The following is a 25,813-nucleotide window of genomic DNA, read 5'->3' as shown; positions in this document are numbered from 1 at the left end:
ACTGATGGAGGGTCGAATGACCGAAGTCGCACAGGTGCCTGCGACCGGCAAGGACGACGAAGAGGCCGGGAGTCCGGGCGGCGATCTCCGGCGGCGCCAGAAGCGGCGCACCTCGGACCTCGCACCGCAGGACCTGCACTCGCCCGCAGCGGATCAGCAGGTACGGCTGAGCGTCGTCGTGCCGACCCGCAACGAGGCGGAGAACATCCCCGCGCTGCTGTCCAGGCTGGGACCGGCCCTCGCACCACTGCCTGCGGAGATCATCGTCGTCGACGACAGCGACGACGACACTGTGGACGTCCTGAGCCGGCACGCAGCCGAGGCGTCGGTCGCCGTACGCCTGCTGCACCGGCCGCACCACGCGCGCAGCGGCGGGCTGGGCGGCGCCGTGCTGCTCGGCGCGCGGCACGCCCGCGGCGAGTGGGTCCTGGTGATGGACGCGGACCTGCAGCACCCGCCGGAATCGGCCGGCAGGCTGGCGGCCGTCGCGATGCGGCACGACGTGGACCTGGTGATTGGCACCCGCTACGCCGGCGAGGGCTCCCACGAAGGCCTCGACGGCATGGCCCGTGAAGTGACCTCGTCGTGGGCCACCCGACTGGCGAAGAGCCTGTTCCCGCGCCGCCTGACCACCGTCAGCGATCCGATGAGCGGCCTGTTCGCCTTCCGCCGGGCGGCCGTCGACCTGGACCGGGTGAACCCCATCGGCTTCAAGGTCCTGCTCGAACTGCTCGTCCGCCACCCCGGCGCCCGGGTCGCCGAGGTCGCCTACGAGATGGCGCCCCGGCACGCCGGCCGCTCCAAGGCGTCGCTGCGGGAGGGGCTGACCTTCGTGCGGCACCTGTGGCGGCTGCGCAGCCAGCGACTGATCGGCCAGATGCGCGAACACCCGGCCGCCGCCCGCGACCGGCTGCGGGAGCTGACCAGGATGATCGCCTTCGGACTGGTCGGTCTGTCCGGGATGGTGGTCAACACCGCCGCGTTGTGGTTCTTCTACGAGCCGGCCAAGCTGCACCACCTGCTCGGCGCCACGCTGGCGACCCAGCTGTCGACCGTGTGGAACTTCGCCCTCATCGACGCCCTCATCTACCGGCGCCACCGGCAGGGCTCCCGGACCGGCCGGGCCGCACGCTTCTTCCTGCTGAACAATGCGCTGCTGCTGTTGCGCCTGCCGGCGTTGCAGGCCCTCGTCTGGGCCGGCTTCGGAATCCTGACGGCGAACGCCCTGACGCTGGTCGCGCTCTTCCTCGTCCGGTTCCTGATCAACGATCGGGTCATCTACGCCCCGGGCGGCGTCGGCCGGCGGGATCCGGTGCGCATGCTCGTCAACCTGAAGGCCCCCGAGGCCGTCGCCACCCCCTCCCGCAAGCGGTACCAGTACCTGAAGTACCGGTACGACGTGGCCGGGGTGGTCACCATCGGATCTCAGATCATGCTGCCGGAGCTGGAGTTCTTCCGCGCCCAGTGGGTCGCGGACTCGGACGTCGACATCGCGGTGCGGGTCAGCGACGTGGGCGGCCGAGGGCCGCGGCGCCGGGCCGCGATGACCGAGTACGCCAACGAGTCGGTCCTGCGCTACGAGGAGCACCTGGGTCGGCTGGGCGCGAACTTCCGGATCCGACTCGGGTCGCCGATCGACATCCAGGTCGGTCCGCTGCTCGCCCGTTCGCCGCACGTGGTCTACACCAACATCGTCGAAGCGCTGCTGCGGTTCGTGCTGGTGTCGCGGGGCCACATGCTCCTGCACTCGGCGTGCGTCAGCCTGAACGGCGTCGGGGTGATGCTCTCCGCCCTCACCGACACCGGCAAGACGGCCACCGTGCTGCGCCTGCTCCGCGACCACGGCGGGCTCTTCCTCTCCGACGACATGACCCTGGTCAACGCCGACGGCGTCGCGACGTGCTTCCCCAAGCCGTTGACCATCAGCGCCCACACCTTGCGTGCCGTGCAGGCCCGGGACCTCACCCCGGCCGAGTGGCGCCGCCTGCAGTTCCAGAGCCGGCTGCACTCCAAGGGGGGCCGCTCGCTGGCGCTGACCCTGAGCCGGTTCAACGTGCCGATCATGGGCATCAACGCCCTCACCCAGCGGCTCGTCCCGCCACCGAAGTACAGCGTCGACCGGCTGGTTCCCTGCCGCATCGGCACCAGCACCAGGGTGGAGGAGCTGTTCATCATCGAGCGCGGCACGCCCCGGATCGGCGACCTCGGCAAGGACGAGACGCTGGAGCGGATGATCCAGAACACCGACGACGCGTACGGGTTCCCGCCGTTCCGCTACCTGGCACCGGCGATCACCATCGACGGGCAGGGGTATGCGCAGCTGCGGGAGCGGGAGCGGGAGATCCTGACCGGCTTCCTGTCCCACGTCCGCAGTCGGGTGGTGGCCTCGGACCGGTTCGGCTGGGCCGACGAGATCCCGCGCCTGCTGCATGCCGAACGGGGAGACCTGCCGACCGAGCCACAGGTGGTCCTGCCGGCCTGGCCGCGGTGGAGCGGGGCGCCGGCCCCGAGCGGAGCTCGTGCGTGAGCGCTACCCGATCTCCGGTCGAGGAGGTGGAGCACGACCGTCTCGCGACGACGGTCGTGCTCCACCCCGTCAAGCTTTCCGTGCCCAGCGCGACGTCCGGGGCCGGGGACGGCGGCGAGGGACGCGGGTGGCGCCGGTGGGCGGTGCCGGGCGCCCTCGTCGCCATCGCAGCGCTGGCGTTGTTCCTGCGGGTGTGGAAGCTGAACGCGCTCGGCTTCAACAGCGACGAAGCTGTCTACGCCGGACAGGCCGCCTCGCTGGCCGGGAACCCGAACTACGCGCCGTTCTTCCCGGTCTTCCGCGCTCATCCGATGCTCTTCCAGACCATCCTGTCGCCGTTCTTCCGCACCGGCGAGGTGGACCTGGCCGGGCGGCTGGTCGTGGCGGTGCTGGGCATGGTGACGGTGCTGGCCGTCCACCTGCTGGGCGCCCGGCTCTACGGTCGGCGCGTCGGGCTGATCGCGGCGCTGCTCGTGGCCGTCATGCCGTACCACGTGGTCGTCACCCGCCAGGTGCTCCTCGACGGGCCGATGGTCCTGTTCGCGACGCTCACCCTGTACTGCCTGGTGCGGTTCGTGCAAGGCCAGCAGGTGCTCTGGTATTTCGCGACCGGCGCCATGTTGGGCGTGACGATGTTGACCAAGGAGACGAGCATCGTCCTGGCCGGTGGCGTCTACGCGTTCCTGGCGCTGACCCCGATGGTGCGCCGGCCGGTGCGGATGTCGTTGCTGGCCCTCACCGCGACGGTGGCGGTCTTCCTGACCCACCCGGTCTCGCAGGCGCTGGCCGGGCGCAGCCAGACCGGCAAGAGCTATCTGGTGTGGCAGCTGTTCCGGCGGCCCAACCACTCGATGGGGTTCTACCTGGAGACGGTGCCGCCCGCGATGGGGCTGCTCGTGGTGGCGGCGGCCGTCGGCGGCCTCTGGTGGCTGCGCCGGCACCGCTCCTGGCGGGAGACCCTGCTGCTGTCGTGGATCGCCGCACCGGTGGTGTTCTTCCAGCTGTGGCCGGTCAAGGGCTTCCAGTACCTGCTGCCCGCCGCGGCGCCCGTCGCGGTACTGGCCGCGCGGGCGCTGGCCCAGCTGCCGGTGCCGGAGCTGGTCCGCCGCCTGCTCCGCCGAGTCCACCGCTCGGCGAGCGCTGAGCCGGCGCGCACGGTACGGGCGGTGCGGACCGCGGTGATCGCCGTGGTCGCCCTGAGCCTGCTCGTACCCAGCCTGAACGCGGTCAACCAGGCCGACAACTCCACCTTCCTCGCCGGGTCCGGCGGGGTGCCGGGCGGCCGGGAAGCGGGCCGGTGGCTCGCCGCGAACACCCCGGAGGGGTCGGTGGTGCTCACCCTCGGCCCGTCGATGGCCAACATCATCCAGTACTACGGCCACCGCCGCAGCTACGGCCTCTCGGTCAGCCCGAACCCCTTGCGGCGCAACCCGTCGTACGAGCCACTGCCCAACCCCGACTGGTGGCTGCGCCACAACGACCTGCAGTACGTCGTCTGGGATTCGTTCTCCGCCGGGCGCTCGGCGTTCTTCTCGGAGCGACTGATGGTCCTGATCCGCCGCTACCACGGCCGCGTCGTGCACACCGAGTACGTCGACAGAACCGACCCAACCGGGGCCCGCGTCCCCGTCCCGGTGATCATCATTTACGAGGTGCGTCCGTGACCGACCCTGCTCACCCGCGCCGCCGGCACGCCGGTCGGCTGTTGATCCGCGCGCTGCTGGCCGCCGGCCTGCTGGCGCTCGCCGGCCCGGCCACGGCGGCGCACGCCGCGCCCCGGACGGCGCCCGCGGCGAGCGCAACCACCCCGATCGACCACTTCGTCTTCCTGATGCAGGAGAACCACACCTTCGACAACTACTTCGGCACCCGGCCCGGGGTCGACGGCATCCCTCCGGGCACCTGCATGCCGGTGCGCCGGGGCCAGGCCCAACCCTGCGTCAAGCCATACCACCTCGGGGAGTTGGGCAGCCTCGACCTCGACCACACCGCCGAGGCCTTCCGGGTGCAGTACAACAACGGCCGGATGGACGGCTTCGTCGAGGGTGTGAGCACGCAGGGCAAGGACGGCAAGCTCGCGATGGCCTACTACGACGACCGCGACCTGCCGTACTACTGGAACATCGCCGACGAATACGTGCTGTTCGACCGCTTCTTCAGCTCGTCCAACTCGGGCAGCATCCGCAACCACATGTTCCGGGTGACCGGCGGCCCGGGCGCCACCGGAGCCTCGGAGTCCATCCCGGCGAACGGGTGGGGCGACATCCCGACCATCTTCGACCGGTTGGAGGCCGCCGGGATCAGCTGGAAGTTCTACGTGGAGAACTACGACCCCACCATCACGTTCCGGTCCCGGACCAGCGAGGAGGACATCGACCGGGGGGCGCAGGTGATCTGGGTGCCGCTGCTCGCCTACGCGCGCTACGTCGACGATCCCCGACTGTTCGGCAAGATCGTGGACCTGGACGAGTACTACGACGACGCCGCCAAGGGCCAACTGCCCGCCGTCTCCTTCATCGCCCCGGCCGGTGACAGCGAACATCCGCCCGGCAGCATCCGGGCCGGTCAGAACCTCGTCCGGACACTGCTGACCCAGCTGATGCGCTCACCCAACTGGAACTCGTCGGCGTTCCTGTGGTCGTACGACGACTGGGGCGGCTGGTACGACCACGTGGCGCCCCCGCAGGTCGACCGGTACGGCTACGGCTTTCGGGTGCCCGCCCTGCTGGTCAGCCCCTACGCCAGACGCGGGTACGTGGACTCCACCACGCTCGACTTCACCTCCGCCCTGAAGTTCATCGAGGTCAACTGGCGACTGAAGCCGCTGGCCGACCGGGACCGCAACGCGAAGACGTTCCTCGACGCCTTCGACTTCGACCGACCACCACGGCCGGCGGTCTTCCTCAGCACCGAACGCACACCCCCGGTGGTGAACAGACCGAACCCGGTCCCGGTGTACACCGCGTACGCGGTCACGGGCAGTTTGGTGACGGCGCTGGTCGGCGTCGCGGCGCTTCGGCGGCGGCGATGGGTATGACCCGCCGGATCGTGCCGGCGGCCCTGCTGTCGCTGGTCGCGGCCGTGCTGGCGGTGGTCGTACTGCCCACCGCCGCGAGTGCGCGACCCGCGTCGACAAGGCCGGGAAAGCTGCACCTGCAGACGGTGCCGCCACTCGGCGGCGTGGTGGTGAAGGTGGACGGACAGGTGGCCCGGTCCGACGCCAAGGGTCGGATCCAGGTACGCGTGCGCGACTTCGTCGACCTCGAAAAGCGGCTCGTCGTTCCGGAGACCCTGATCAGCCCGGATCGCAAGGTCGTCTTCGACCGCTTCCGCGGCAACGTCGACGCCGGCGTGCGCGGCAAGGTCGTGGAACTCGGCTTGCGTACCTCCCGGCTGGTCTCGTGGAGCTTCATCGACCGCTTCGGCAGGGCCGTGCCGCCGGACCGGGTCACCGCCATGCGACTGCGCAGCAACACCGGTGAGATACACGACCTGAGCGGCCCCGAACTGGCCCAGCCGCGCTGGGTCGCCGAGAGCCGCACCCAGCAGGGCCCGCAGGGGTTGGCCTCCAAGCAGCTCTACTACGTGGTCGACAGCGCGATGGTCGACGGCACGTCCGTGGTCAACCGCGCCGGACAGAAGTTCGTGCCGTGGGAGCAGCAGGCGTGGGTGGTGCAGTTGCTCTTCTTCCGGGTCTCGTTCACGGCGACGGACATGTTCTTCACCCGCCAGGTCGGCGACGGCATCGAGCTGACCCGCGCCGACGGCGACGTCGAGCGGCTGCCGTTCGGCCGGGACGGCACGGCGCTGGTGCCCGACCTGCCGCGCGGCACCTACACGATCACTGTCTTCGGCGGCGGAGTGTCGTTCGGGCGTCCGGTCAGCATCAGCAAGGACCAGGTGGTGTCCCTCACCGTGATCAGCGCCGCCGATCTGGCCCTGGTGACGCTCGCGGTGCTGGTCGTCGCGGTGGGCCTGGTGCTGCTCGGACGGCCGCATCTGCTCGCCCGGCTGCGCCGCGCCGGGACGGCCGGAAAGCGGGACCGCCCGCGACCGAAGCACCGCCGGCGGTTGCCGACGCGGCGGGCAGGCAGCCGCCCGCGGCACGCCCCGGCCGACGAGGACCGCCCGCCGGCAGCGGTGCGGGGCGGAATCGCACTGCTGCTGCTGGTCGCCGCGCTGGCCGGCACGCTGCTGCCGGCCGGCGACGCCCGCGCCGACGTCGGTCACCGGCGAGCCGACCCGTCCTCGGCGACGGCTCCCGTGCCGGTGCTCGCCTACTACTACATCTGGTTCAACCCGACGTCCTGGAACCGCGCGAAGATCGACTATCCCCTGCTCGGGCGCTACTCCAGTGACGACGTCGAGATCATGCGACGGCACGTGCGGATGGCGAAGTCCGCCGGCATCAACGGGTTCCTGGTGTCGTGGAAACACACGCCGCAACTCGACGAGCGCCTGGCCAAGCTGGTCGAGGTGGCCCGGGAGGAGAACTTCCGCCTGGGCATCGTGTACCAGGGGCTCGACTTCGCCCGTACCCCGCTGGCCTTCGACACCGTCCGCACCGACCTGTCGTTCTTCGCGACCCGCTACGCCACCGATCCGGTGTTCGACATCTTCGGCCGGCCGGTGGTGGTGTGGACCGGCAGCGACCGCTTCACCCCGACGCAGATCCGGACCACCGTCGGCGGCGTACGCGGGAAGCTGCTGGTCCTCGGCAACGCCAAGAGTCTCGAGGACGTCGAGTCGAGTCAGGGCGTGCTCGACGGCCAGGCCTACTACTGGTCATCCGTGGACCCGGTGGCCGGTGCCAGCGGACGCAAGCTGGCGGAGATGTCCCGGGCGGTGCACCAGCGGGGCGGGTTGTGGATCGCCCCGGTGACCCCCGGCTTCGACGCCCGCCTGGTCGGGGGCAAGCGGGAGGTGCCGCGCCGCGAGGGCGACACGCTGCGGGCCTCCTTCGCCGCGGCCCGCCTGTCTCAACCCGACGCGATCGGGGTGATCAGCTGGAACGAGTTCAGCGAGAACACCCACATCGAGCCGAGCGAGCGGTTCGGCGCGGCCGATATCAACGTGCTGGCCGACCTGCTCGGCGTGCGCGTCGACGTGGACGTACCCGTGGACAGCAGCGAGCCGGGTGGCCCTCACCGGGGGCTGAGCGCGTGGGGCGCGCTGCTGGTCACGGGCGCGGCGGTGGTGCTGCTGCCGCTCGGCGTGCTCCTCCAGCGACGTCGCTCCCCCACCGCCGCCCGCCGGGGCCGGCCGACCGACGCCGACCCGCCCGGCAGCCCCACCGACCTCTGACGATCATCCGCTCCTGGGGAGGCGCGGCGGTCACCACACTCACAAGCTGGAGGTCCACCCGATGAAGCCGCGCAGAGCGACCCGGTCGTCCGCCGGGTCCACAGTCGTCGCCGTGTTCATGGCCGCCGGACTGACCCTGATCCTGAGCGGTCGCGCGGAGAGCGCCTCCACCACGTGCCACGCGTCCACCGCGCCGAGCGGGGCCTACACGGTGCTGGTCTGCCTCACCCAACCGTCGAGCGGCAGCACGCTCGTGGGCGACACCACGGTCACGGCGACCGTCAACGTGACGGTCGGCACCAGCCCCGGCGTCGGCAAGACGGAATGGTCCCTGGACGGCCAGTACCTGCTGACGGACTTCCAGTCGCCGCACCAGTTCACCCTCTCCTCCGCCGACTTCGCCGACGGCGCACACACGATCGGCGTCGCGGCGAAGATGCGCGACGGTTACATCACCCCGGAGACGGCCATCACCGTCACCTTCGCCAACGGCAACGTCACCCCTCCGGAAAACACCCGGCAGTGGTCCGTCCCGCCCATCCGCGCCCGCGGCCCACAGGAACCCTTCGTGGTGGCCGCCGTCGGCGACGGCGCCGGCGGCGAGACCAACGCGGTGAACGTCACCAATGCGCTCGTCGGATGGAACCCGGACCTGTTTCTGTACCTGGGCGACGTGTACGAGGACGGCACCCTGACGGAGTTCAAGAACTGGTACGGCGGCCCGACCGCCTTCTTCGGCCGGCTACGCGACGTCACCACCCCGGTCGTCGGGAACCACGAGTACACCGGCAACCGGGCGGACGGTTACTTCAATTTCTGGGACAACATCCCGCACTACTACAGCTACGACGCCAACGGCTGGCATTTCATCGCCATCGACTCGACCAGCAACTACAACAAGGTCGCGCCCGGCTCGCCGCAGTACGAGTGGCTGGTGGCGGACCTCGCCGCCAACCGCAGCCCGTGCACGATGGTGTTCTGGCACCACCCCCTCTTCAGCGTCGGCTCGGAGGACCCGGCGCCGCGGATGCAGGCCATGTGGGACCTCATGGCCGCCCAGCACGTCACCATGCTCGTCACCGCCCACGACCACAACTACCAGCGCTGGACGCCGATGGGCGCGGGTGGCGTACCCGCCGCCGACGGCATCGTCGAACTCGTGGTGGGCGGCGGCGGCCACTCCAGTCAGGGCTTCCTGAGCTCCGACGCACGGGTGGTCAAGACCAACAAGAGCTACGGCGCGATGCGCATGGACCTCTACGGCAACCGCGCCGAACTGCACTACCACGCGGCCGGCGCCACCGGCACGACCCTGGTCGACTCGTCGACCATCTCCTGCAAGGGCCCGGACCGGCTCGCCCCGACCGCACCCGGCGAGCTGACCGCGACCGTCAACCCCACCCCGTCGGTGAGCCTCGCCTGGACCCCGGCCACCGACACGTACGGCGTCACCGGCTACCGCGTCTACCGCGACGGCACCGCGGTGGCCGACCTGCCGGCTACCGCGACCGCCTGGACGGACACCTCGGTCGCCGGAGCGACCCGGTACGAGTACACGCTCGACGCCGTGGACGCGGCCGGCAACCGGTCGGTGCGCAGCCAGCCGGTGGCCGTAACCACCCTCGGCCCGGACACCACGCCCCCGTCCGTTCCGGGCGGCCTCGTCGCCACCGCCTCCCCGGACGCGGTGACGCTCGCCTGGTCGCCGTCGAGCGACAACGTCGGCGTCACGGGGTACGAGGTGCTCCGTGACGGCACGGTGGTGGCGACCGTGCCGGCCACGACGTACGCCGACAGCGCCGTACCGCCGGACGAGTCACACGTCTGGACCGTGCGCGCGGTGGACGCAGCCGGCAACGTCAGCGTTGCTGCCAACCCGGTCACCGCAGTTCGCGACACGCTGCCACCCTCCGCCCCGCCGAACCTCCGGGTCACCGGCGTGGCACCCGGCGCGGTCGGCCTCGCCTGGGATGCGTCGACGGACAACATCGGGGTCGCGCGGTACCGGGTGTTCCGCGACGGCACCCTGCTCGCGGAAACCTCCTCGGGCCTGGCGTTCCTCGACGACACGGTCGGCAACACCCGCACCTCGTACGCGTACCACGTCACGGCGGTCGACGCCGCGGGGAACGCCTCCGCACCGGGTAACACGGTGACCGTCACCACCGCGGACGCCAGCCCGCCCACGGTGCCCACCAACCTGCAGGCCGCAGCGGCCGGACCCAACCAGGTGCTGCTGTCGTGGGAGCCCGCGACCGACGACTTCGGCGTGGCCGGGTACACGGTGTACCGCAACGGAACCGCCCTCGGGACCACCACAGGGTCGAGCTTCACCGACAGCACCGCCCTGTCGGAAACTTCGTACACGTACGGGGTCTCCGCCTTCGACGCGTCCGGAAACTCCTCCGGCCCGAGTACGCCCGCCCTCGTCACCACACCGGCGGCCACGCCCATCGCGGCGGTGGCGGACACCTATGTCAAGGCGTCCAGCCCCACGAGCAGATACGGAAGCACGCCCGTCGTACGGGTGGACGGAGATCCGGTCACCAACGCGTACCTGAAATTCACCGTGTCCGGCCAGGCTGGCACAGTCCTGCGCGCGCGCCTGAGGGTCTGGGTCGCCGCCGGATCGTCCAGCGGCTTCGTGGTCCGCCCGGTGGCCGACTCCACCTGGTCGGAGACGTTGACGAACTGGGACAACGCACCCGCCATCGGCGACACGTCGATCGCCGCCAGCGGTCGGACCACCAGCGGCACCTGGGTGACCCTCGACATCACACCCCTAATCAGCGGGAACGGTACCTTCACCGTTGGTTTGACCTCCAGCGGCGGCTCGTCGAGCAGCTACGGCAGCCGCGAGTCCAGCACCCCACCGCAGTTGCTACTGGACATGCGGTCTTGAGGAAAGGCCGGTCAGCGGGGATCCCGTCAGACCTGTCGAGACGGGCACTCGCTGTTCGTGGTGGTCGCCACCTACGAGCCGGCCTGACCGGCCGCGCGCGACCCGGTCTCGGGCACCTGGGTGGGGGTCGGGTCGCGGCGCAGCCGGGCGCGGAGCCGGTCGACGGCATCGCCGAGCACCGCGCCGGTCATCGGCAGCAGCGGGCTGGACCGCATCACCGCCAGCTCCTCCGCCGGTGAGGTGGCGCCGTCGAGGAAGCGCAGCACCCGCTCCGGCGGGTTGCGGTCGAACAGCCGGGCGAAGAACTCGACCCCGCCGACGTGTCCCCGGTCCAGGGCGCGCAGCGCCACCGCGTCCAGCCACCGGTGCCGCCCGGGATAGGCGGGCGCCGGCACCGGCGCCTGGCCTGCGGCGAGCGCCCGGGCGATCTGGTCGGCCTGCCGGAGCATGGCGGCGAAGGTGAACCCGGTCGACGGTCGGGTGGCGCCGCCGGCGGTGCCGAGCCGGACCACCCGGGGCGACGGGCGGGGCAGGAACGGGCCGTCGGTCATCGGGATGACCCCCTTCTCCACCTCGCGCACCCGCAGCGCGGTCAGGTCGAGGCCGAGCTGGGCGGCGTACCCGCGCAGCGCCGCGTCGTACCCGGCGTCGGTGAGCTGGGCGGGTGCGAACTCGGTGTACTCGACCAGCGCGTACCGGTCGTCGACCGGGAGCACGTAGCCGAAGGAGACGCCCCGGACGGGCTGCGGAGTGCGGAAGTCCATCAGCACCGCCCGGTCCGGGTCGAACGAGGGCCGGTCGGCCGCCAGCCACCAGCCGCGGAAATGCTGCAACCAGGTGGTCCGCCCGGGCCGCTCGGGCGGACGGGGCCGCGAGTCGAGCACCCAGCCGGCCCGGACCAGCACCCGCCCCGCAGGGTCGTACACGGTCACCCGGCGGCCGTCGTCGTGCAGCGCCCCGGCCGGCGCGCCGATCCGCACGGCGCCGAGGCGGCGTTCGGCCGCGGCAGCCCGGTCGTAGACCGGGGCGGAGCGGAGCATGGCGTACCGCAGCGGGTCGAGCGACAGGACCCGGCGGCCGGCGGGCGTGACCACGTCGACCCGTGACCAGCTGGCGGTCAGCAGCGGGTCGAGGTCGCCGCCCGGGGCGCCCCAGAACGCCCAGGTGCGATCCTGTCCCCGCTTGTGCACCGGGTCGACCACGGCGACCCGCAGGCCGGTCAGGTCATACCGGTCCAGGGCGGCCAGCACCAGCGAGGCGGCGCCGCCGCCGCCCACCAGCGCGAGGTCGACGTCGACCGGGGACGAGTTCACCCGCCCACGCTGTCACATCCCCGTGCCCGTGCGGCGCGGCCCCCACGACGCGCCCGCCCGACCGGGCGGGCAGCGAGGCCGCTCAGGCGACGCTCGCCGGGGTTTCCGGCGCCGCCGGGGCCGAGCCGGATGCGTACGCGGCGGCGACCGTCGCCCGGTCGAAGACCCGCCAGGTCACCGCGATCACCACCAGCGCGACCACGAAACCCACCCAGTACGGCGCGGTGATCCCGAACCGGTTGGCGACCACCCCGCCGAGCAGCGCGCCGACGCAGTTGCCACCGGCGGCGAGGAACAGGTTCGTGCTGCCCACCCGGCCCAACAGCGCGGGCGGGGTGAGCCGCTGCCGCAGCGAGTTCGCCACCATGTTCCACAGCGCGCTGTGCACCCCGAAGACGAACAGCGCCAGCCCGACGACCACGGCGCTGCGCGAGGCGGCCAGGGCCAGGTGCAGACCGGCCTCGATCAGCAGGCCGATCCGGATCGTCCAGGTCGCGGTGATCGCGGCGACGAGCCGGTCACCGACAGCCGAGCCGAGCAGCCCACCGATGGCAATGCAGGTGAACAGCGCGCCGTAGCCGACCGAGCCGAGCCCCAGCCGGTCCGTGGCCAGCAGCACCAGCACCGCCAGGGCGGCGGTGAGGGTGACGTTGAGCATGCCGATCAGCAAAGTCATGGTGCGCAGCAGTCGCTGCGAGAGCAGCCACCGGAACCCCTCGGCGACCTCGGCGCGGACCGAGCGGCGCCGGCCCGGCTCCAGCGAGCCGCGGTACGTCCCGGCGAGCAGCCCGACCAGCACGGCGCTGAGGGCGTACGTGCCGGCGTTGACGCCGAACGGGATGGCGGGGGCCACCACGAAGAGGAAGCCGCCGAGCGGGCCGGCGACCATGTTCTGCATGACCTGGGTGCCGCCGCCGAGCCAGCCGTTGGCCCGTTCCAGCCGCGACCGGGGCACCACCGCCGGCACGACCGCCTGGGCGGCGGTGCGGAACACCACCTCGCCGGTGTTGACGACGAACAGCACCGCGTACAGCAGTGCCACCCCGGCCCGGTCGGTGACCATCGCGGCGGCCAGCACCATCAGCACGGCCACCCGCACCCAGTCGATGACCACCATGAGCCGGCCCCGGTCCACCCGGTCCACGAGCACCCCGCCGGGCAGCGCGAACAGCAGCCACGGCAGCCACGCGACCGCGGCGCCCGCCGACACGATCAGCGGATCGTCGGTCCGCGACGCGACGTACAGCGGCGCGGCCACCGTCGCCATCCCGCTGCCCAGCGCCGACATGGTGCTGGCCGCCCAGAGCCGCGCGAAGCGCGCGCCCAACCGTTCCCCCGCAGTCCCCGTCACGGCCAGCGAACCTACCAGTGGTCGCGGCTTCCGCCGACCGGGTTATGGTGCCGGATCCGTCCACCGCACCACCGGCGCCTGTGCAGGTCGTGGAATCGGGCCCGCCACCGCCATAGGACGCCACGGCGGATGGGAAGATCACGCATGCCCGTCACCAATCCCTGGCTCGCCGGTCCCGCCCCCACCGCCCGCCTCGACCGGGACCGCCTCGAGGAGCGGATCCTCAACCTGCTGTCGTCGCAGAACATGTGCGTGCTGGCCACCACCGGCCCGGACGGTCCCCTCGCCACCCCGGTGCGCTACTTCCACCTCGACTTCACCCTGATGTTCACCGCCGTGGCGACCTCGCCGAAGATGCGCAACCTCGCCGCCGACCCGCGCGTGTCCATCGGCGTCTTCGCTCCCCTCGTCGGGCAGGCCAGCAGCCGCGGCGCGCAGGTCTTCGGCCGGGCCCGGGTGCTCCATCCCGGTGACCCGGAGTTCGAGCACCACTGGCCGGCGTACCGGTGGCAGGCCGACCACGTGGAGCGGTCCCGGCCGCTGAACGAGCCGCCGACCGGGCCGCTGGTCGTGGTGCCGGCGCAGCGGATCGTCTACACCGAACATTGGCTGCGCCGCGAGGGGTACGCGCCCCGCCAGTTCTGGCGGACCGCCGGAGGGTGACCTCGGGGCCGAGTGGACGACCGGCGGCGCACCGTCAGCCGGTGCGGCCGGCGCCCACCAGGGCGGCGCCCAGCGCGGTACGCCAGTAGAGCACTTCCCGGCCGGACCGTCGTCTGGTCACGGCGCCCGCGTCCAGCAGCACCCGCAGGTGGTCGCCGACCGTGCCGAGGGAGAGGCCGGTGAGGGCCACCAGGTGCGAGGTGCTCAACGGAGTGTCCAACCGGGCCAGGATGGCCGCCCGGTTGGCACCGATCAACCGCTCCAGTCCGTCCGGCGCGACCGCCCCGGCGTCGGCCAGCACTCCGCTGGCCGCGTAGACCATGCCGAACCGGGTGGGCCGGTCCCACACCACCCAGCCCCGGGCGCAGTGCGCCGGGACGAAGACGAGTTGCTCGGCCTGGTCGAGCGGCAGCGGCGGAGCCGGGTAGTCGTTGACCTGGAGGCAGCCGTCACCCACCCAGCGCACGTTGCGGTTGAGGTCGGCGAAGACGCCCGCCCAGCCGTACGCGCTCAGCCGCGCGGTGCGGGCCACGATGTCGGCGCGCAGCCGGCGTTCCCGCTCCGGCCACTCGGGCTGGACCGCGTGCGTCCAGACCCAGTCCAGCAGGCCCACCACCTGGTCGGTGAGCCCGCCGCCCAGCAGCACCTCGGCCAGCGGCCCGGGCCGGGTCGCCCGCAGGTCGGCCCGGATCTGCTCGTCGCCGCGCCGCGCGACGACAGCCAACTCCTCGGCGAACGTCGGGTTCGCCGCCTCCGGGGCGAGGGTGAGGAAATCGGCCGTCCACCGGGGCTGGAACGACGCCGCCAGCAACGCCCGCACCACCGGCCGGTCGGCCACCATCCGCTGGAACGCCTCGGCGTACGGCCGGCGCCACGCCCGCTGCCAGGGTCGACGCGGATCGTTCAGCGCCCGCAACGCGGCGACCGTGTCGGTCATCGGGGAGACCGTGAACCGGCTCCGCGCGAGCAGGTCCGCCGGCACCTGCCAGACACCCATGTTTCGCCTCCAGGCGTAACTCTACGGGCCCGACGCGCCGGCCTGAAGGATCCTCGGCGTGAGGACGTACTCCGATCTCTTCGCGGTCCGCGAGTTCCGAAACCTGTTCGTCGCCAACTGCGCCGGCCTCGCCGCGCACACCACCTCGGCGCTTGCGCTGGGCTCGCTGACCTACGCGGCGACCGACTCCGCCCTGCTCACCGCGCTGAGCGTGTTCGGCGCGCCGCTGGCCGGCGTGCTCGGCAGCCTGACCCTGCTGTCCGCCGCCGACAGCCTGCCACCGCGCCGGGCGTTGACCCTCGCCGCGCTGGTCGCCACCGCCGGCGCGGCCCTCCAGGCGGTGCCGACTCTGCCGCTCTGGGCCCGGTTCGCCATCATCTTCGGCACCGCGTACGCCGGCTCGATCACCAGCGGCGCGCGCTGGGCGATGATCAGCGACATGCTGCCGCCCGGCGCATACGTGCTCGGCCGGTCGACGATGAACACGAGCGTCGGCGTCATGCAGATCGCCGGTTTCGGGGCGGGTGGTGTGCTGCTGGTCTGGCTCAGCCCGTACCAGGTGTTCCTGATCGCCGCGGCGCTGCGGGCCGTGGCCACCGCGCTGGGCTGGTTCGGCCTGGCCGAACGGCCGGCCCGTGCCAGCGACCGGGCGTCGACGGCCCGCACGCTGCGGATCAACCGGGAACTGTGGGCCGACCCGCGCCGCCGGTCGCTCTATCTGAACCTGTGGGTGCCCAACGGTCTGGTGGTGGGCTGCGAGGCGCTGTTCATCCCGTACGCCGGGGAGCGGGCCGGCTTCCTGTTCGCGGCAGGTGCCCTCGGCATGCTCGCCGGTGACGTGGTGGTGGGGCGGTTCCTCACCCCGGCCCAGCGGGACTGGGCCGTCCGGCCGCTGCGGTTGCTGCTCGCCCTGCCGTACCTCGCTTTCGTGCTGCACCCCGCGCTGCCGCTGGCGATGCTCGTCGCGCTGGTCGCCTCGGCCGGTTTCGCCGCGTCGCTGCCGTTGCAGGAGCGGCTGATCGCCCACTCACCGGAGCAGATGCGGGGGCAGGTGCTCGGTCTGCACCAGAACGGCATGATGGCCGGCCAGGCGGTGTTCGCGGCGCTGGCCGGGGTGATCGCCGACCGGCTGCCGGCCGCCTGGGCCGTGGCGGCGATGGCCGGGCTGTCCCTGGTAGCCACCGTGGCGCTCACCCGGGGACTGCGGCAAACCGAGGCCGCGTCTGGGGCTGAGCCGGAGACGGCCCCGCCTCTTGCCCCGGCGCCCGACGGGCGTTAGGAGGCCGCCCCTCCCCCACCGGTCCCGGCGAGGATCGGACGGTCAGGGTAGGCCTGTCCCACCGCCACCGCTGGGGAGCGCGACGCTCACCTCAGCGGGCGGAAGTGGTGCCGGACCAGGTACGCCGTGGTCTGCAGGCCGATCCGCGCCCCCTGCAGGTCGGCGCTGCGGGTGTGGATGCCGCCCCACACCCGGGCGTCGATGACCTCGGTGAGCGCCTGCGAGAAGCTGCTGAAGTGTCTTCTCGTGCCGGAGTCGCTGCTGTAGGCGCTGAAGGCGATGTCGTCCCGGCCGAAGAAGTACGCCAACGCCGACATGGTGGCGCCGGTGTTGCAGGTGTGGCCGGACGTGTAGTCGGGGTGCGGCGGCGTGACCAGCAGCGGTGTCCAGGCGGGATCGGCGAGCGTATCCGGGTTGCCGTCGGTGTCGCCCAGGCGGATCGCGGTGATGGGCCGCCAGCGGTTCCACGTCTCCTTCTCGTTGAAGCAGGCGATGACGGCGTCCGCCTCGGCGAGGTCCACCATCGCGAACATGCGTGCCGCCTGGAGAGCGTTCAGCCGCTGGGTGGTCACGAGTTGACGCTTGATCTCCCACTCGCCCAGGCGCCGGTCGTGCCACCAGATCGCCGCCTCGGTCTGGTCGGTGGTGCGGACCGTGCTGGTGGCCGAGCCCACCGTCTTGACCTCGTGGTAGTCCCTGGCGTACTGCGCGCTGGTGAGCGCGGGCGGGCCGGAGGTGCGGAAGACCGAAGCGCGGGGAAGGACGAACGGCGTCATGTGGCCGACCCAGCCGCCGTCGTTGGCGAACGACGGTGGCGTGGGCCGCCACTGGCCGGGCTCGGTCCCGACGGGGAAGGTCTGCGGACCGAAGGACCCGTCGTCACGTCGGGCGTCGATCATCGCGGCGGCGGCCCGCGCGCCGATGTCGATCCCCCGTTGTCTGGCGGGCCCGGCCGGGATCGCGGCGAGCGACTCGCCGTACTTCGCGCCGAGGGCGTCGTGCTGCTCGGGGAAGATCGCGTCGAGCACCCGATACGCCGCGGCGGCCACGGCGGCGTCGACGGACTCGGAGCCGTCGGCCGGCGGTGCGGTCAGGTACGGCTGGAACGGCGTGCCGGCGATGGCGTTCACCGCGTCGTAGATGGCGCCGTGCACCATCGCGGCACCGCGCGACTGCACCTGCGGCGCCTGCCGTGCGGTGTCCCAGATCGCCGTCTCGGCGTGGCGATCCCAGGTGAGCACGGCTTGCGCCGACCCGGTCACCCCTGCGGCCTGCGCGGCCGGCGATGCGAGCGCGAGCGAGGACCCGGCGGCCAGGACGGTGGCGACGATCGCGGATGCCGCTCTGCGCACGGTGCGAACCCTGCCTGTCATGATGTTTCTCCTTGCTGCTTCCGACCCGTCAGTTTCACCCCGTGTCACGAGGTCACAGCATTGAGCAACATGACTATAGGTGCTCACATCGGTGCGGGTCGATAGGCCAGACGGCCGCCACCCCCTGCGGCATACTGCCCGACATGCGCGTGCCGTTCCCGGAGCCCGGCCCGTCGTCCGACGTGCCCGCCCTGTTCCTCACCTATCTCGACTACTACCGGGACACGGTCGCCGATCGGCTCGCCGGGCTGACCGACGCGCAGGCCCGCACCGCCCGGGTGCCCTCCGGCTGGACGCCGGTCGAGCTGGTCAAGCACCTGACCTTCATGGAGCGGCGCTGGCTGGTCTGGGGGTTCCTCGGCGAACCGGTGCCGGACCCGTGGGGCGACCGCGCCGACGACCGCTGGCACGTCGGCCCGCACGAGACGGTCGCCGAGCTGGTGACCGCCCTACGCCGGGGCGGGGCACGGACCAGGCAGATCGTCGAGGCGACCCCGCTGGGCACGCCAGCCATGCTGGGCGGCCGGTTCACCGACGAGGCCAGCCGGCCGACGTTGGCCGCGATCCTCTTCCACGTGCTGCAGGAGTACGCCCGGCACGCCGGTCACCTCGACATCGTCCGCGAGCTGACCGACGGACGCGCCGGAGAGTGACCGGCGGGCCAGGCGTCCCGGTCACCCGGCGGCGCGGACGTGGTGCAGCTCGATCGTGCGGGCCTTGCCGCTGACCGTCATCGGGAAGGCGTCCGTCCCTGGTTGATGGCAGATTTTCAGCTGGCTGGGCGGACACATCCGCTAAAGCGTCCTAGGAGGCTGGGTTCCCGTCTCGGAGTGCCACCACCGTTCCAGTGGACAGGCAGCCATCCGGCTGCCTATGGTGAGGAAAGGCAACCTCCTGGCTGCCTTTATCGAGGGTGGGTGAGCGGTGGACGAGGTGTTCCGGGCGCTGGCGGACCCGAGCCGTCGCCGGCTGCTCGACAGCCTGAACGTCCGCAACGGGCAGAGCCTGCGCGAACTGTGCGCCGGGCTCGACATGACCCGGCAGTCGGTGAGCAAGCACCTCGCCGTGCTGGAGGCGGCCGGGCTGGTGACCACGACGCGACAGGGGCGCGAGAAGCTGCACCACCTCAACGCGGCCCCGATCAACGCCGTCGCCGACCGCTGGATCGGCCGGTACCACCGCGAGCGGGCGCGTGCCCTCGCCGACCTGCAGAGAGCATTGGAGCGGGAGCCCATGGAGAACCCCACGTTCGTCTACACCACGTACATCCGGACCACCCCGGAGCAGCTCTGGCGGGCGCTGATCGAGCCGGAGTTCACCCGCCGCTACTGGGGCGGGGCGGCGCTGGTCTCCGACTGGCGGGTCGGGTCGCCGGTGCTCTGGCAGGACGCGCCCGACGCGGAGCCGAAGGACATCGGCCAGCGGGTGCTGGTGGCCGAACCGTACCGCCTCCTCGCCTACAGCTGGCACGGCTTCCAGCCCGAGCATGCGGCCCACTTCGGCTGGTCGGACGAGGAGCTCGCCGAACGCCTCCGGGAACGGCGGTCGAAGGTGACCTTCGACCTCGCGCCGTACGGCGAGGCGGTCCGGCTGACCGTGACCCACGACGACTTCTCCCCCGACAGCGAGATGCACCGGGCGATCAGCGGCCAGCTCGACGGCAGCGGCGGCTGGCCGGAGCTGCTGGCCAGCCTGAAGAGCCTGCTGGAGACCGGCGAGCCGCTGCCGGAGCCGCTCCCGGCCGGCTGACCCGGCGGACGCCCGGCCGGGCCGGGGGATGCCCGCCCCCGTCGCGGCATCCCCGACCGGGCCGCGCCGCCGGGTCAGCGCCCCGCGGTGCGGGGCAGCAGCGGGACGAGGACGGCGGCGGCCGCCAGGTGCATCGCGAGCAGCGTCACGGTCGCGGCCGTACCCACTCCCCCATCTAGCGGCCCGAGCAACGACACCAGCAGCACCACCACGGCGAGGCCGAGCCAGACGATTCGCGCCCGGGTGGTGAACCGCTCCAGCAGGGCGAGCAGCGCCCAGCCCGCCAGGCCGGCCAGCAGGGTGGCGACGCCGACCACGACCGGAGTCACCGGCTGATCCGTCCCGCCGGAGCGGGCCACCAGGTCCACCCCGGCGACGGGGACGGCGACGGCCCAGACGACCAGGGTGGCGGCGGTGGCGGCGAGCACCGCCAGCACCCGGCCACGTCGACGCCCCGGGCGGCCGGCAGCGACCGGGAGACTCGTCACAGTGTTCATCGGCAGGACCTCCAGTTGGGTACGGACCCGGGGCCGGATCCGTCGACGACCTTCAGTGGCACGCTAGGCGCGGACGGGCGGGCCGCGGATCGCGCCGCGGACGGGTTCGCCGGTCAGTCCCGGGGACCAGGTCCGGCCCCCGATCTCCGTCCCGCGACCGATGAGGCGGGGCGCGCCAGCGGCCTAACATCCGCGTTGTGAACTGCCGGTCCTCATCCCGTTTCCTGCTGCTGCTCGACGGCGGCATCGCCACCGTGATGTTCGGCGTCGCACTGGCCGTGGCGGTCACGCCGGGTATCGGCCCGGCCTCGGCGGGCGGAACCGCCGCCGCGCTCGGCCTCGCCGTCGTACAGGCCAGCTGCCTGCTGTGGATCCGCCGACGACCCGGGTACGCGCTGGCGGTGGCCGCGCTCGCCGGGATCGGGCTGGAGGCGTTCTGCCCCCAGCTGGGCTGGCTCGGCCTGGTCGCCGTTCCGTTGGCGTACGTGGCGCGGCTGCGTTCGCCTCGGATCTCCCTGTTCGCGCTGGCGCTGCTGGTCGCCCCCACGCCGTGGAAGCTGGTCACCGGTGGGTGGCGGGACCTGCTGCTCGCGGTGACCGCGTTGGGTCTGAGCTGGGCCCTCGGTGAGCTGCAACGCGGTCACGCCGACCGGCGGCGCGGCCGGCAGCGGCAGGTGCTGTCCCGGGAGCGGGAGCGGATCTCCCGCGAGCTGCACGACGTGGTGGCCCACCACGTCGCCGTCATCGCGGTGCAGGCCGCCGCCGCCGAGGACGTCTTCGACGCCCACCCGGAGCGGGCCCGGGCCGCGCTCGGCTCGATCAGTGCGGCCGCCCGGTCCGCGCTCACCGAGCTGCGGGCGATGCTGCACGCCCTGGCCACCGACGACGGGTCTGATCCGGACGGGCCGCAGCCGGGCCTCGCGCAGCTCGACGCCCTCGCCGACGCCGTCCGGGCGGTCGGCCTTCAGGTGACGATGAGCCGGGACGGCATCGCCGACGATCTCCCCGGCGGGGTGCAGCTGTCGGCGTACCGGATCGTGCAGGAGTCGCTGACCAACGCGCTACGGCACAGCCAGGCCACCCGGGCCGACGTCAGCGTGCGGTACGACGACGGGGTGCTGCGGCTGGAGGTGGTCGACGACGGCCCGGCGGCGCCCCGGCGCCCCGGCGCGGGTACGGGCCGGGGCATCGTCGGTATGCGCGAGCGGGCCCGGCTGCTGGGCGGCAGCCTGGACGCTGGTCCGCTGCCGGCCGGTGGGTTCCGCGTCCAGGCACGGCTGCCGGTGGGGGTGGCCCGGTGACCGTCCGCGTGGTGATCGCCGACGACCAGGACCTGATCCGCGCCGGCCTCACGATGATCATCGACGCGCGGCCCGACCTGACGGTGGTCGGGGAGGCCGCCGACGGCGTCGAGGCGGTCGCGGTGGTGAATCGGACCCGGCCCGACGTGGTGCTGATGGACGTCCGGATGCCCCGGCAGGACGGGATCGCCGCCGCCCGGGAGTTGGTGGCCGCCGGCAACCCCGCCCGCGTCGTCATGCTCACCACGTTCGACCTGGACGAACACGTCTACGCCGCGCTGCGCGCCGGAGCCAGCGCCTTCCTCCTCAAGGACACGCGCCCGGCGGACCTGGCCGAGGCGGTACGGGTGGTGGCGCAGGGCGAGGCGCTGCTGGCCCCCACGGTGACCCGGCGGCTGCTCGACCGGTTCGCCGACCGGCTGCCCGGCCCGGCGGCCACTCCGGCGCGACTGGCCGCGCTGACCGCCCGCGAGGTGGAGGTGCTGACCCTCACCGCGCGGGCGCTGTCCAACGCGGAGATCGCGGAACGGCTGTTCCTGAGCACCGCCACGGTGAAGACGCACGTCTCCGCCATCCTCACCAAGCTCGGCCTGCGCGACCGGATCCAGGCGGTGGTCTTCGCGTACGAGGTGGGTCTGGTGCGCCCCGAGCCGCCGGCCCGCTGACCCCGTCGCCGCGCATCTGTCTCGCCCTGACGACGACGCTGTGGGTCGCGGCGATCACCTCGCACGGCCCTGGCTGACCGTCACCGGCCCGGCCGGGGCCGCCGCGTCCCGGGCCTGGCCAGTCGGGTCCGGTGGACCCCGGCCCGCAGCTCGTCATCGCCCATCACCAGATAGACCAGCGGGCAGTCCTGCGGCCCGGTGACGTCGAGCTGACACAGCGTGCACGGCTCGCCCGGACGGATCGGGCAGCTGGCCGACGCTCTGGTGGCGCTCACGCCCACCAGGGTTCTCCGCGTCGGACGGCGCGGGTAGGGCCGTTGGTCACGGCAGCGGTCCGGCCCGGAAGGCTCCGGCCTGCTCCCGCGGGCCGCCCCCTCCGGGCCGCGGGCACCCGCCCGTGACCTGACGCTATCCAACGCCGGCCGGGCCACGCGGCCGAACCGGGTGCGGTGGGGCGGAATGTTCGCCACCGCCACCAGCAGGACGGGTGGCAGTGGAACGGCATGGGGAGTCCTCGGACCGGTTGACCGCTCACTCCCCCACGACCGGACCAGGACAGCGCACCGTCACCGGAACGGCACAGGCGGCGCAACGGGTGCCGCGGCGTCCGGGTGCTCCGGGCGCGGGTGGGCGGGCATGTCCGGCGCTCCCCGGCGGGAGGGAGGACACGTGACGGCAACGAGGATTTCTCATTTACGCCGAGTGACCGCCGCAACCCTCCTAGTGTTGGCCACACCGGTGCTAGTCACGGAGTTGGCCACCCGAACGGCGTCCCACGCAGTCAGCGGACGAAAAGTGAGGGAAGACGCGGATGAAGGCACAGAGAATTCTCGGATCGGCGGCGGTCGGCGTGGGCCTCGGCACACTCCTGCTCCCGGCCGCCGCGCTCGCGGACACCACGGTCTCACCCGCCACCACCCCGGTCGGCGGGACGGTCGTGCTCACCACGACGGAGTGCAACCCGAAGGACGGTGACGCGATCTTCCACGTCACCGGGCCCAACCGGGACGAGAACGTGCGGTCCACCACCGCCGCGGCCGGCGGCGGACTGAGCGCGGAACTCTTCACCGCCGGGTTCACCCTCGGCACGTACACGGTCACCACCACCTGCGGCAACGGCAGCAACGGCGGAACGGCCACCTTCACCGTCATCGCGATCGGCGCCACGCCGATCGGCGGCGCCCCGGCCGGGGCCGGCGGCAAGGGCGGCGACACCGGGGTGCTCGCCGCGGGCGGCGCGCTGGCCGCCGCGGCGGTCGCCGGCGGGACGTACGTGCTGGTGCGCCGCCGACGGCGCGCGACCACCGTCGCCTGACGGCCTCGCCACACCATCCCTGAGCGAGGGTGCCCGCGCCGGGCGACAACCGGCGCGGGCGCCACTCCCACGTCGGACGGAGGTGGGCACCTGTCGCCACAGAGCAGCCCCGGGGACGGGCCGTCGAAGGCCCGGACCGCCGCCATCGTCGCCGCGGTGACCATCGCCGGTGCCACCGGCGCCGGAATGGTCGCCGCCGGTCTCGGCACCACCTCCCCGCGGCCACCGCAGCCGGGCGCCGCGGTGGCCCCGACCGCCGAACGTTCCGGTCCGCCCGGGCCGGTGCTCTCCCGCTCCGACCCGGTCCGCATCACCATCCCCCGCATCGGCGTCGACGCCGGCATCATCCCGGTCGCCACCGACGCCGACGGCGCGCTGGAGGTGCCGCCGCTGGAATACCCGGAGATCGTCGGCTGGTACCGCCCCGGCCCCACCCCGGGGGAGGCGGGCAACGCGGTCATGGTCGGGCACGTCGACTCGGAGCACGGCCCGGCGGTCTTCTTCGACCTGGGTCGGCTCCGTCCCGGCGACACCGTCCGGGTCACCCGCGCCGACGGCCGGGAAGCAACGTTCACGGTGGACGGTGTCGGGGCATACCCGAAGGACCGCTTCCCCACCGACCGGGTCTACGGCGGCGGCACGGACGCCCGGCTGCGCCTGATCACCTGCGGCGGCCGGTTCAACCCGCGTACCGGCAGCTATCCGGACAACATCGTCGTCTTCGCCACCGCCACCCGCTGACGGCAGCCGGACACCACCGGCCCCTCCCCACGCCGTACCGTGGGCCGTCAGTTCCCGGCGGACGGCGGCTCCAGGTCGCGGCGCGGCAACGCACCGAGCTGGAGTTGCCGAAGGAGGTGCGCGGTGGACCGGTCGACGGCACGGACCCGGCAGCGTGGACGGCGGCTGCCCGCCCTGCTCGCCCGCCTGCTGGGGCGCCCGGTGGACCCGGCGGCGGCCGCCGCGCCACGGTCCAATCCGGACGCGGTGGTGGACTGCGCGGTCTACGTGTCCGGCCGGCGGGAGCCAGGCCGGCCGCACTACGCCGACGCGTACGCGCGGGCCCGCCGCACCCGGCGGTCCTTCGTCTGGCTCGGGTTGCACGAACCGGGGGCCGCCGTGCTGGCCGCGGTCGGGCGTACCTTCGGCCTGGACGAGCTGAGCGTCGCGCAGGCCCTCGCCGACGGGCACCGCCCCACCGTGCAGCGGCACGGCGAGGTGACCCTGCTGGTGCTGCGCACCGCCGGCTACGTCGAACACGCCGAGCTGACCGACACCTCGGAGGTGATCGACACCGGGGACGTGCTGGTGTTCCTCGGCGACCGGTTCGTGATCACCGTGCGGCACGGCGCGGCGGGCACCCTCACTCCCGTGCGCGAGGACATCCAACGCCGGCCGGGCGTGCTGGCGGAGGGGCCGTGGGCGGTCGCGTACGCGGTCTGCGCCCGGATGGTCGAGCTCTACCTGGAGGTCGCCGGACACCTGGAGCGGGACCTGGAACGGGTCGAGGAACGTGTCTTCGCCCGCGACCGGGACGCCGACATCCAGCAGATCTACCAGCTCAAACGGGAGGTGGTGGAGTTCAAGCGGGCGGTGCTGCCGTTGCCGGCGCCACTGCGCGCGCTGCTGGAGCAGCGGGATGGCCCGCCGCCGGCGCTGCACCGCTGGTTCGCCGACGTGGAGGGCCGGCTCGCCCGGGCGGTGGAGCAGATCGGCACGTACGACGACCTGCTCAACTCGCTTCTGCAGGCCCGGCTGGCGAAGCTCGCGGTGGACCAGAACAACGACATGCGCAAGATCGCCGCCTGGGCGGCCATCGCCGCGACCCAGACCGCGGTGGCCGGCATCTACGGCATGAACTTCGCCCACATGCCCGAGCTGGGCTGGCGGTACGGCTACCCGGGCGCCGTGCTGGTGACGGCGCTGGCCGCGTTCACCCTGTACCGGCTGTTCCGCCGCTCCGGCTGGCTGTGAGGGCACCCGGTCCGGTCCAGGTCGGACAGTTCCTGATCGAGCAGTTCGGCGAGGCGGGCCACCCGCCACGGGTCGGACTCGGCGGTGATGCCGCGACTGGGCATCTCCACCGTCATCAGCAGGTACAGGTACAGCCGGTACAGGCTAACCAATTTGATTATGAATCGTCAGTGATCATAGATTGGTCGTGTGGACCTTCTTCGATTTTCGCAGACCACGGCATGTCTGCCGGTGTTCATGTCGTGACGCTTGGTAGTTGGGCTGGTTCGGGGCGGGTTCCGGTGACGCGGGCGGGCCGGCCGTGAGCGTTGGTTCTGCTCGATCGATGATGGGTCGTTGAGCCGGTGAGCGGGAAGCTGCGGCTGGCCGAGGGCGAGACCGCCCGCACCGCGTGTGCCCGCGCTGTGCTGCGCACCGGTGTGGACGAGGCAACCGGTGAGGTCCTGTCTCAGGCGGTGCTGGCGCAGCGGGTCGGGTGGTGTGCCGATCTGGTGGCAGGCATGGTGGGCGCGCTGATCGGCGCGCACTGGAACAGCGTGGATGTGGAGGTCCTGGCCGGCGGGGTGGATGCGGGCGGGCGGCGGTTGCCGTCGAACGCGTGGA

General features: G+C 72.6%; 21 protein-coding genes. 15 read left to right on the top strand and 6 right to left on the bottom strand.

Going from position 1 to position 25,813, the window contains the following annotated elements; translation table 11 throughout:
- Positions 1-16: 16 nt before the first annotated feature.
- The 5 genes from ACFYML_RS35125 (at position 17) to ACFYML_RS35105 (ending at position 10,733) form a co-directional block, all read left to right on the top strand.
- Entirely contained in the window at positions 17-2,527 is a 2,511-nt protein-coding gene (locus ACFYML_RS35125) for a glycosyltransferase (protein ID WP_387424743.1), read from the top strand.
- Positions 2,524-4,191 carry a glycosyltransferase family 39 protein gene (locus tag ACFYML_RS35120; protein ID WP_387424742.1) on the top strand — a complete coding sequence of 556 codons (1,668 nt, stop codon included), beginning with the start codon at positions 2,524-2,526 and terminating at the stop codon, positions 4,189-4,191. Before ACFYML_RS35125 ends, ACFYML_RS35120 begins: the two co-directional genes overlap by 4 nt.
- Positions 4,188-5,564 (top strand): alkaline phosphatase family protein, encoded by a 1,377-nt coding sequence (locus ACFYML_RS35115; protein WP_387424741.1) that lies wholly within the window; start codon positions 4,188-4,190, stop codon positions 5,562-5,564. The genes ACFYML_RS35120 and ACFYML_RS35115 overlap by 4 nt, the downstream gene beginning before the upstream one ends.
- Positions 5,555-7,831 carry a hypothetical protein gene (locus tag ACFYML_RS35110; protein WP_387424740.1) on the top strand — a complete coding sequence of 759 codons (2,277 nt, stop codon included), beginning with the start codon at positions 5,555-5,557 and terminating at the stop codon, positions 7,829-7,831. The genes ACFYML_RS35115 and ACFYML_RS35110 overlap by 10 nt, the downstream gene beginning before the upstream one ends.
- Positions 7,832-7,892: 61 nt before the next feature.
- Positions 7,893-10,733 carry a DNRLRE domain-containing protein gene (locus tag ACFYML_RS35105; protein WP_387424739.1) on the top strand — a complete coding sequence of 947 codons (2,841 nt, stop codon included), beginning with the start codon at positions 7,893-7,895 and terminating at the stop codon, positions 10,731-10,733.
- Between the two features lie 71 nt (positions 10,734-10,804).
- Here ACFYML_RS35105 and ACFYML_RS35100 read toward each other — a convergent pair whose 3' ends face one another.
- Positions 10,805-12,046: a lycopene cyclase family protein gene (locus ACFYML_RS35100; protein WP_387424738.1), complete on the bottom strand. Its 1,242-nt coding sequence runs from the start codon at positions 12,044-12,046 to the stop codon at positions 10,805-10,807.
- 82 nt (positions 12,047-12,128) lie between these two features.
- Positions 12,129-13,397: an MFS transporter gene (locus ACFYML_RS35095; RefSeq protein ID WP_387424737.1), complete on the bottom strand. Its 1,269-nt coding sequence runs from the start codon at positions 13,395-13,397 to the stop codon at positions 12,129-12,131.
- 144 nt (positions 13,398-13,541) lie between these two features.
- Here ACFYML_RS35095 and ACFYML_RS35090 point away from each other — a divergent pair, with 144 nt between their 5' ends.
- Entirely contained in the window at positions 13,542-14,060 is a 519-nt protein-coding gene (locus ACFYML_RS35090) for a pyridoxamine 5'-phosphate oxidase family protein (protein ID WP_387424736.1), read from the top strand.
- A gap of 34 nt (positions 14,061-14,094) precedes the next feature.
- Here ACFYML_RS35090 and ACFYML_RS35085 read toward each other — a convergent pair whose 3' ends face one another.
- A complete protein-coding gene (locus ACFYML_RS35085) occupies positions 14,095-15,057 on the bottom strand; it encodes an ArsR/SmtB family transcription factor (protein ID WP_387424735.1) in 963 nt (320 codons plus the stop codon).
- 58 nt (positions 15,058-15,115) lie between these two features.
- Here ACFYML_RS35085 and ACFYML_RS35080 point away from each other — a divergent pair, with 58 nt between their 5' ends.
- Positions 15,116-16,336 (top strand): MFS transporter, encoded by a 1,221-nt coding sequence (locus ACFYML_RS35080; RefSeq protein WP_387424734.1) that lies wholly within the window; start codon positions 15,116-15,118, stop codon positions 16,334-16,336.
- 86 nt (positions 16,337-16,422) lie between these two features.
- Here ACFYML_RS35080 and ACFYML_RS35075 read toward each other — a convergent pair whose 3' ends face one another.
- On the bottom strand, positions 16,423-17,709 hold the full coding sequence (locus tag ACFYML_RS35075; protein ID WP_387424733.1) for a vanadium-dependent haloperoxidase: 1,287 nt from the start codon (positions 17,707-17,709) through the stop codon (positions 16,423-16,425).
- 143 nt (positions 17,710-17,852) lie between these two features.
- Between ACFYML_RS35075 and ACFYML_RS35070 the strand changes: the two genes are divergently transcribed.
- Both ACFYML_RS35070 and ACFYML_RS35065 read left to right on the top strand, forming a co-directional pair.
- Positions 17,853-18,362: a DinB family protein gene (locus tag ACFYML_RS35070; RefSeq protein WP_387424732.1), complete on the top strand. Its 510-nt coding sequence runs from the start codon at positions 17,853-17,855 to the stop codon at positions 18,360-18,362.
- A 271-nt stretch (positions 18,363-18,633) separates the two neighbouring features.
- On the top strand, positions 18,634-19,458 hold the full coding sequence (locus ACFYML_RS35065) for an ArsR/SmtB family transcription factor (protein ID WP_387424731.1): 825 nt from the start codon (positions 18,634-18,636) through the stop codon (positions 19,456-19,458).
- Between the two features lie 74 nt (positions 19,459-19,532).
- Here the strand turns inward: ACFYML_RS35065 and ACFYML_RS35060 are convergent, their stop codons facing one another.
- Positions 19,533-19,955, bottom strand: a complete 423-nt coding sequence (locus tag ACFYML_RS35060; RefSeq protein ID WP_387424730.1) for a DUF6069 family protein — start codon at positions 19,953-19,955, stop codon at positions 19,533-19,535.
- Between the two features lie 197 nt (positions 19,956-20,152).
- On the opposite strand from ACFYML_RS35060, the gene ACFYML_RS35055 reads away from it, so the two are divergent.
- Together ACFYML_RS35055 and ACFYML_RS35050 are read left to right on the top strand one after the other, a co-directional pair.
- Positions 20,153-21,256 (top strand): sensor histidine kinase, encoded by a 1,104-nt coding sequence (locus ACFYML_RS35055; protein ID WP_387424729.1) that lies wholly within the window; start codon positions 20,153-20,155, stop codon positions 21,254-21,256.
- Complete coding sequence (locus ACFYML_RS35050; protein ID WP_387424728.1) at positions 21,253-21,921, top strand: response regulator; 669 nt, start codon at positions 21,253-21,255, stop codon at positions 21,919-21,921. Before ACFYML_RS35055 ends, ACFYML_RS35050 begins: the two co-directional genes overlap by 4 nt.
- Before the next feature lie 80 nt (positions 21,922-22,001).
- Here the strand turns inward: ACFYML_RS35050 and ACFYML_RS35045 are convergent, their stop codons facing one another.
- Positions 22,002-22,196 (bottom strand): DUF6767 domain-containing protein, encoded by a 195-nt coding sequence (locus ACFYML_RS35045; protein ID WP_387424727.1) that lies wholly within the window; start codon positions 22,194-22,196, stop codon positions 22,002-22,004.
- A gap of 536 nt (positions 22,197-22,732) precedes the next feature.
- On the opposite strand from ACFYML_RS35045, the gene ACFYML_RS35040 reads away from it, so the two are divergent.
- The 4 genes from ACFYML_RS35040 to ACFYML_RS35025 form a co-directional block, all read left to right on the top strand.
- Positions 22,733-23,236, top strand: a complete 504-nt coding sequence (locus ACFYML_RS35040) for a hypothetical protein (RefSeq protein ID WP_357440240.1) — start codon at positions 22,733-22,735, stop codon at positions 23,234-23,236.
- A gap of 156 nt (positions 23,237-23,392) precedes the next feature.
- A complete protein-coding gene (locus ACFYML_RS35035) occupies positions 23,393-23,977 on the top strand; it encodes a class F sortase (protein WP_387424726.1) in 585 nt (194 codons plus the stop codon).
- 123 nt (positions 23,978-24,100) lie between these two features.
- Entirely contained in the window at positions 24,101-25,210 is a 1,110-nt protein-coding gene (locus ACFYML_RS35030; RefSeq protein WP_387424725.1) for a magnesium and cobalt transport protein CorA, read from the top strand.
- 344 nt (positions 25,211-25,554) lie between these two features.
- On the top strand, positions 25,555-25,813 hold a 259-nt coding region (locus tag ACFYML_RS35025; protein WP_387424724.1), incomplete at its 3' end, for a hypothetical protein.

It is taken from the genome of Micromonospora sp. NPDC007230 (genome assembly GCF_042869115.1).
Classification (GTDB): Bacteria; Actinomycetota; Actinomycetes; order Mycobacteriales; family Micromonosporaceae; genus Micromonospora.
The sequence above is the reverse complement of the archived record's forward strand: the minus strand, read 5'-3'. Positions and strand labels throughout refer to the sequence as shown.

What these genes read in the sequence shown, in the direction of transcription:
- ACFYML_RS35085 (WP_387424735.1), bottom strand. Translation starts at nt 15,057, where the DNA reads ATGGGTGTCTGGCAGGTGCCGGCGGACCTGCTCGCGCGGAGCCGGTTC.
- ACFYML_RS35060 (WP_387424730.1), bottom strand. Translation starts at nt 19,955, where the DNA reads ATGAACACTGTGACGAGTCTCCCGGTCGCTGCCGGCCGCCCGGGGCGT.
- ACFYML_RS35125 (WP_387424743.1), top strand. Translation starts at nt 17, where the DNA reads ATGACCGAAGTCGCACAGGTGCCTGCGACCGGCAAGGACGACGAAGAG.
- ACFYML_RS35040 (WP_357440240.1), top strand. Translation starts at nt 22,733, where the DNA reads ATGAAGGCACAGAGAATTCTCGGATCGGCGGCGGTCGGCGTGGGCCTC.
- ACFYML_RS35110 (WP_387424740.1), top strand. Translation starts at nt 5,555, where the DNA reads ATGGGTATGACCCGCCGGATCGTGCCGGCGGCCCTGCTGTCGCTGGTC.
- ACFYML_RS35105 (WP_387424739.1), top strand. Translation starts at nt 7,893, where the DNA reads ATGAAGCCGCGCAGAGCGACCCGGTCGTCCGCCGGGTCCACAGTCGTC.
- ACFYML_RS35090 (WP_387424736.1), top strand. Translation starts at nt 13,542, where the DNA reads ATGCCCGTCACCAATCCCTGGCTCGCCGGTCCCGCCCCCACCGCCCGC.
- ACFYML_RS35075 (WP_387424733.1), bottom strand. Translation starts at nt 17,709, where the DNA reads ATGACAGGCAGGGTTCGCACCGTGCGCAGAGCGGCATCCGCGATCGTC.
- ACFYML_RS35070 (WP_387424732.1), top strand. Translation starts at nt 17,853, where the DNA reads ATGCGCGTGCCGTTCCCGGAGCCCGGCCCGTCGTCCGACGTGCCCGCC.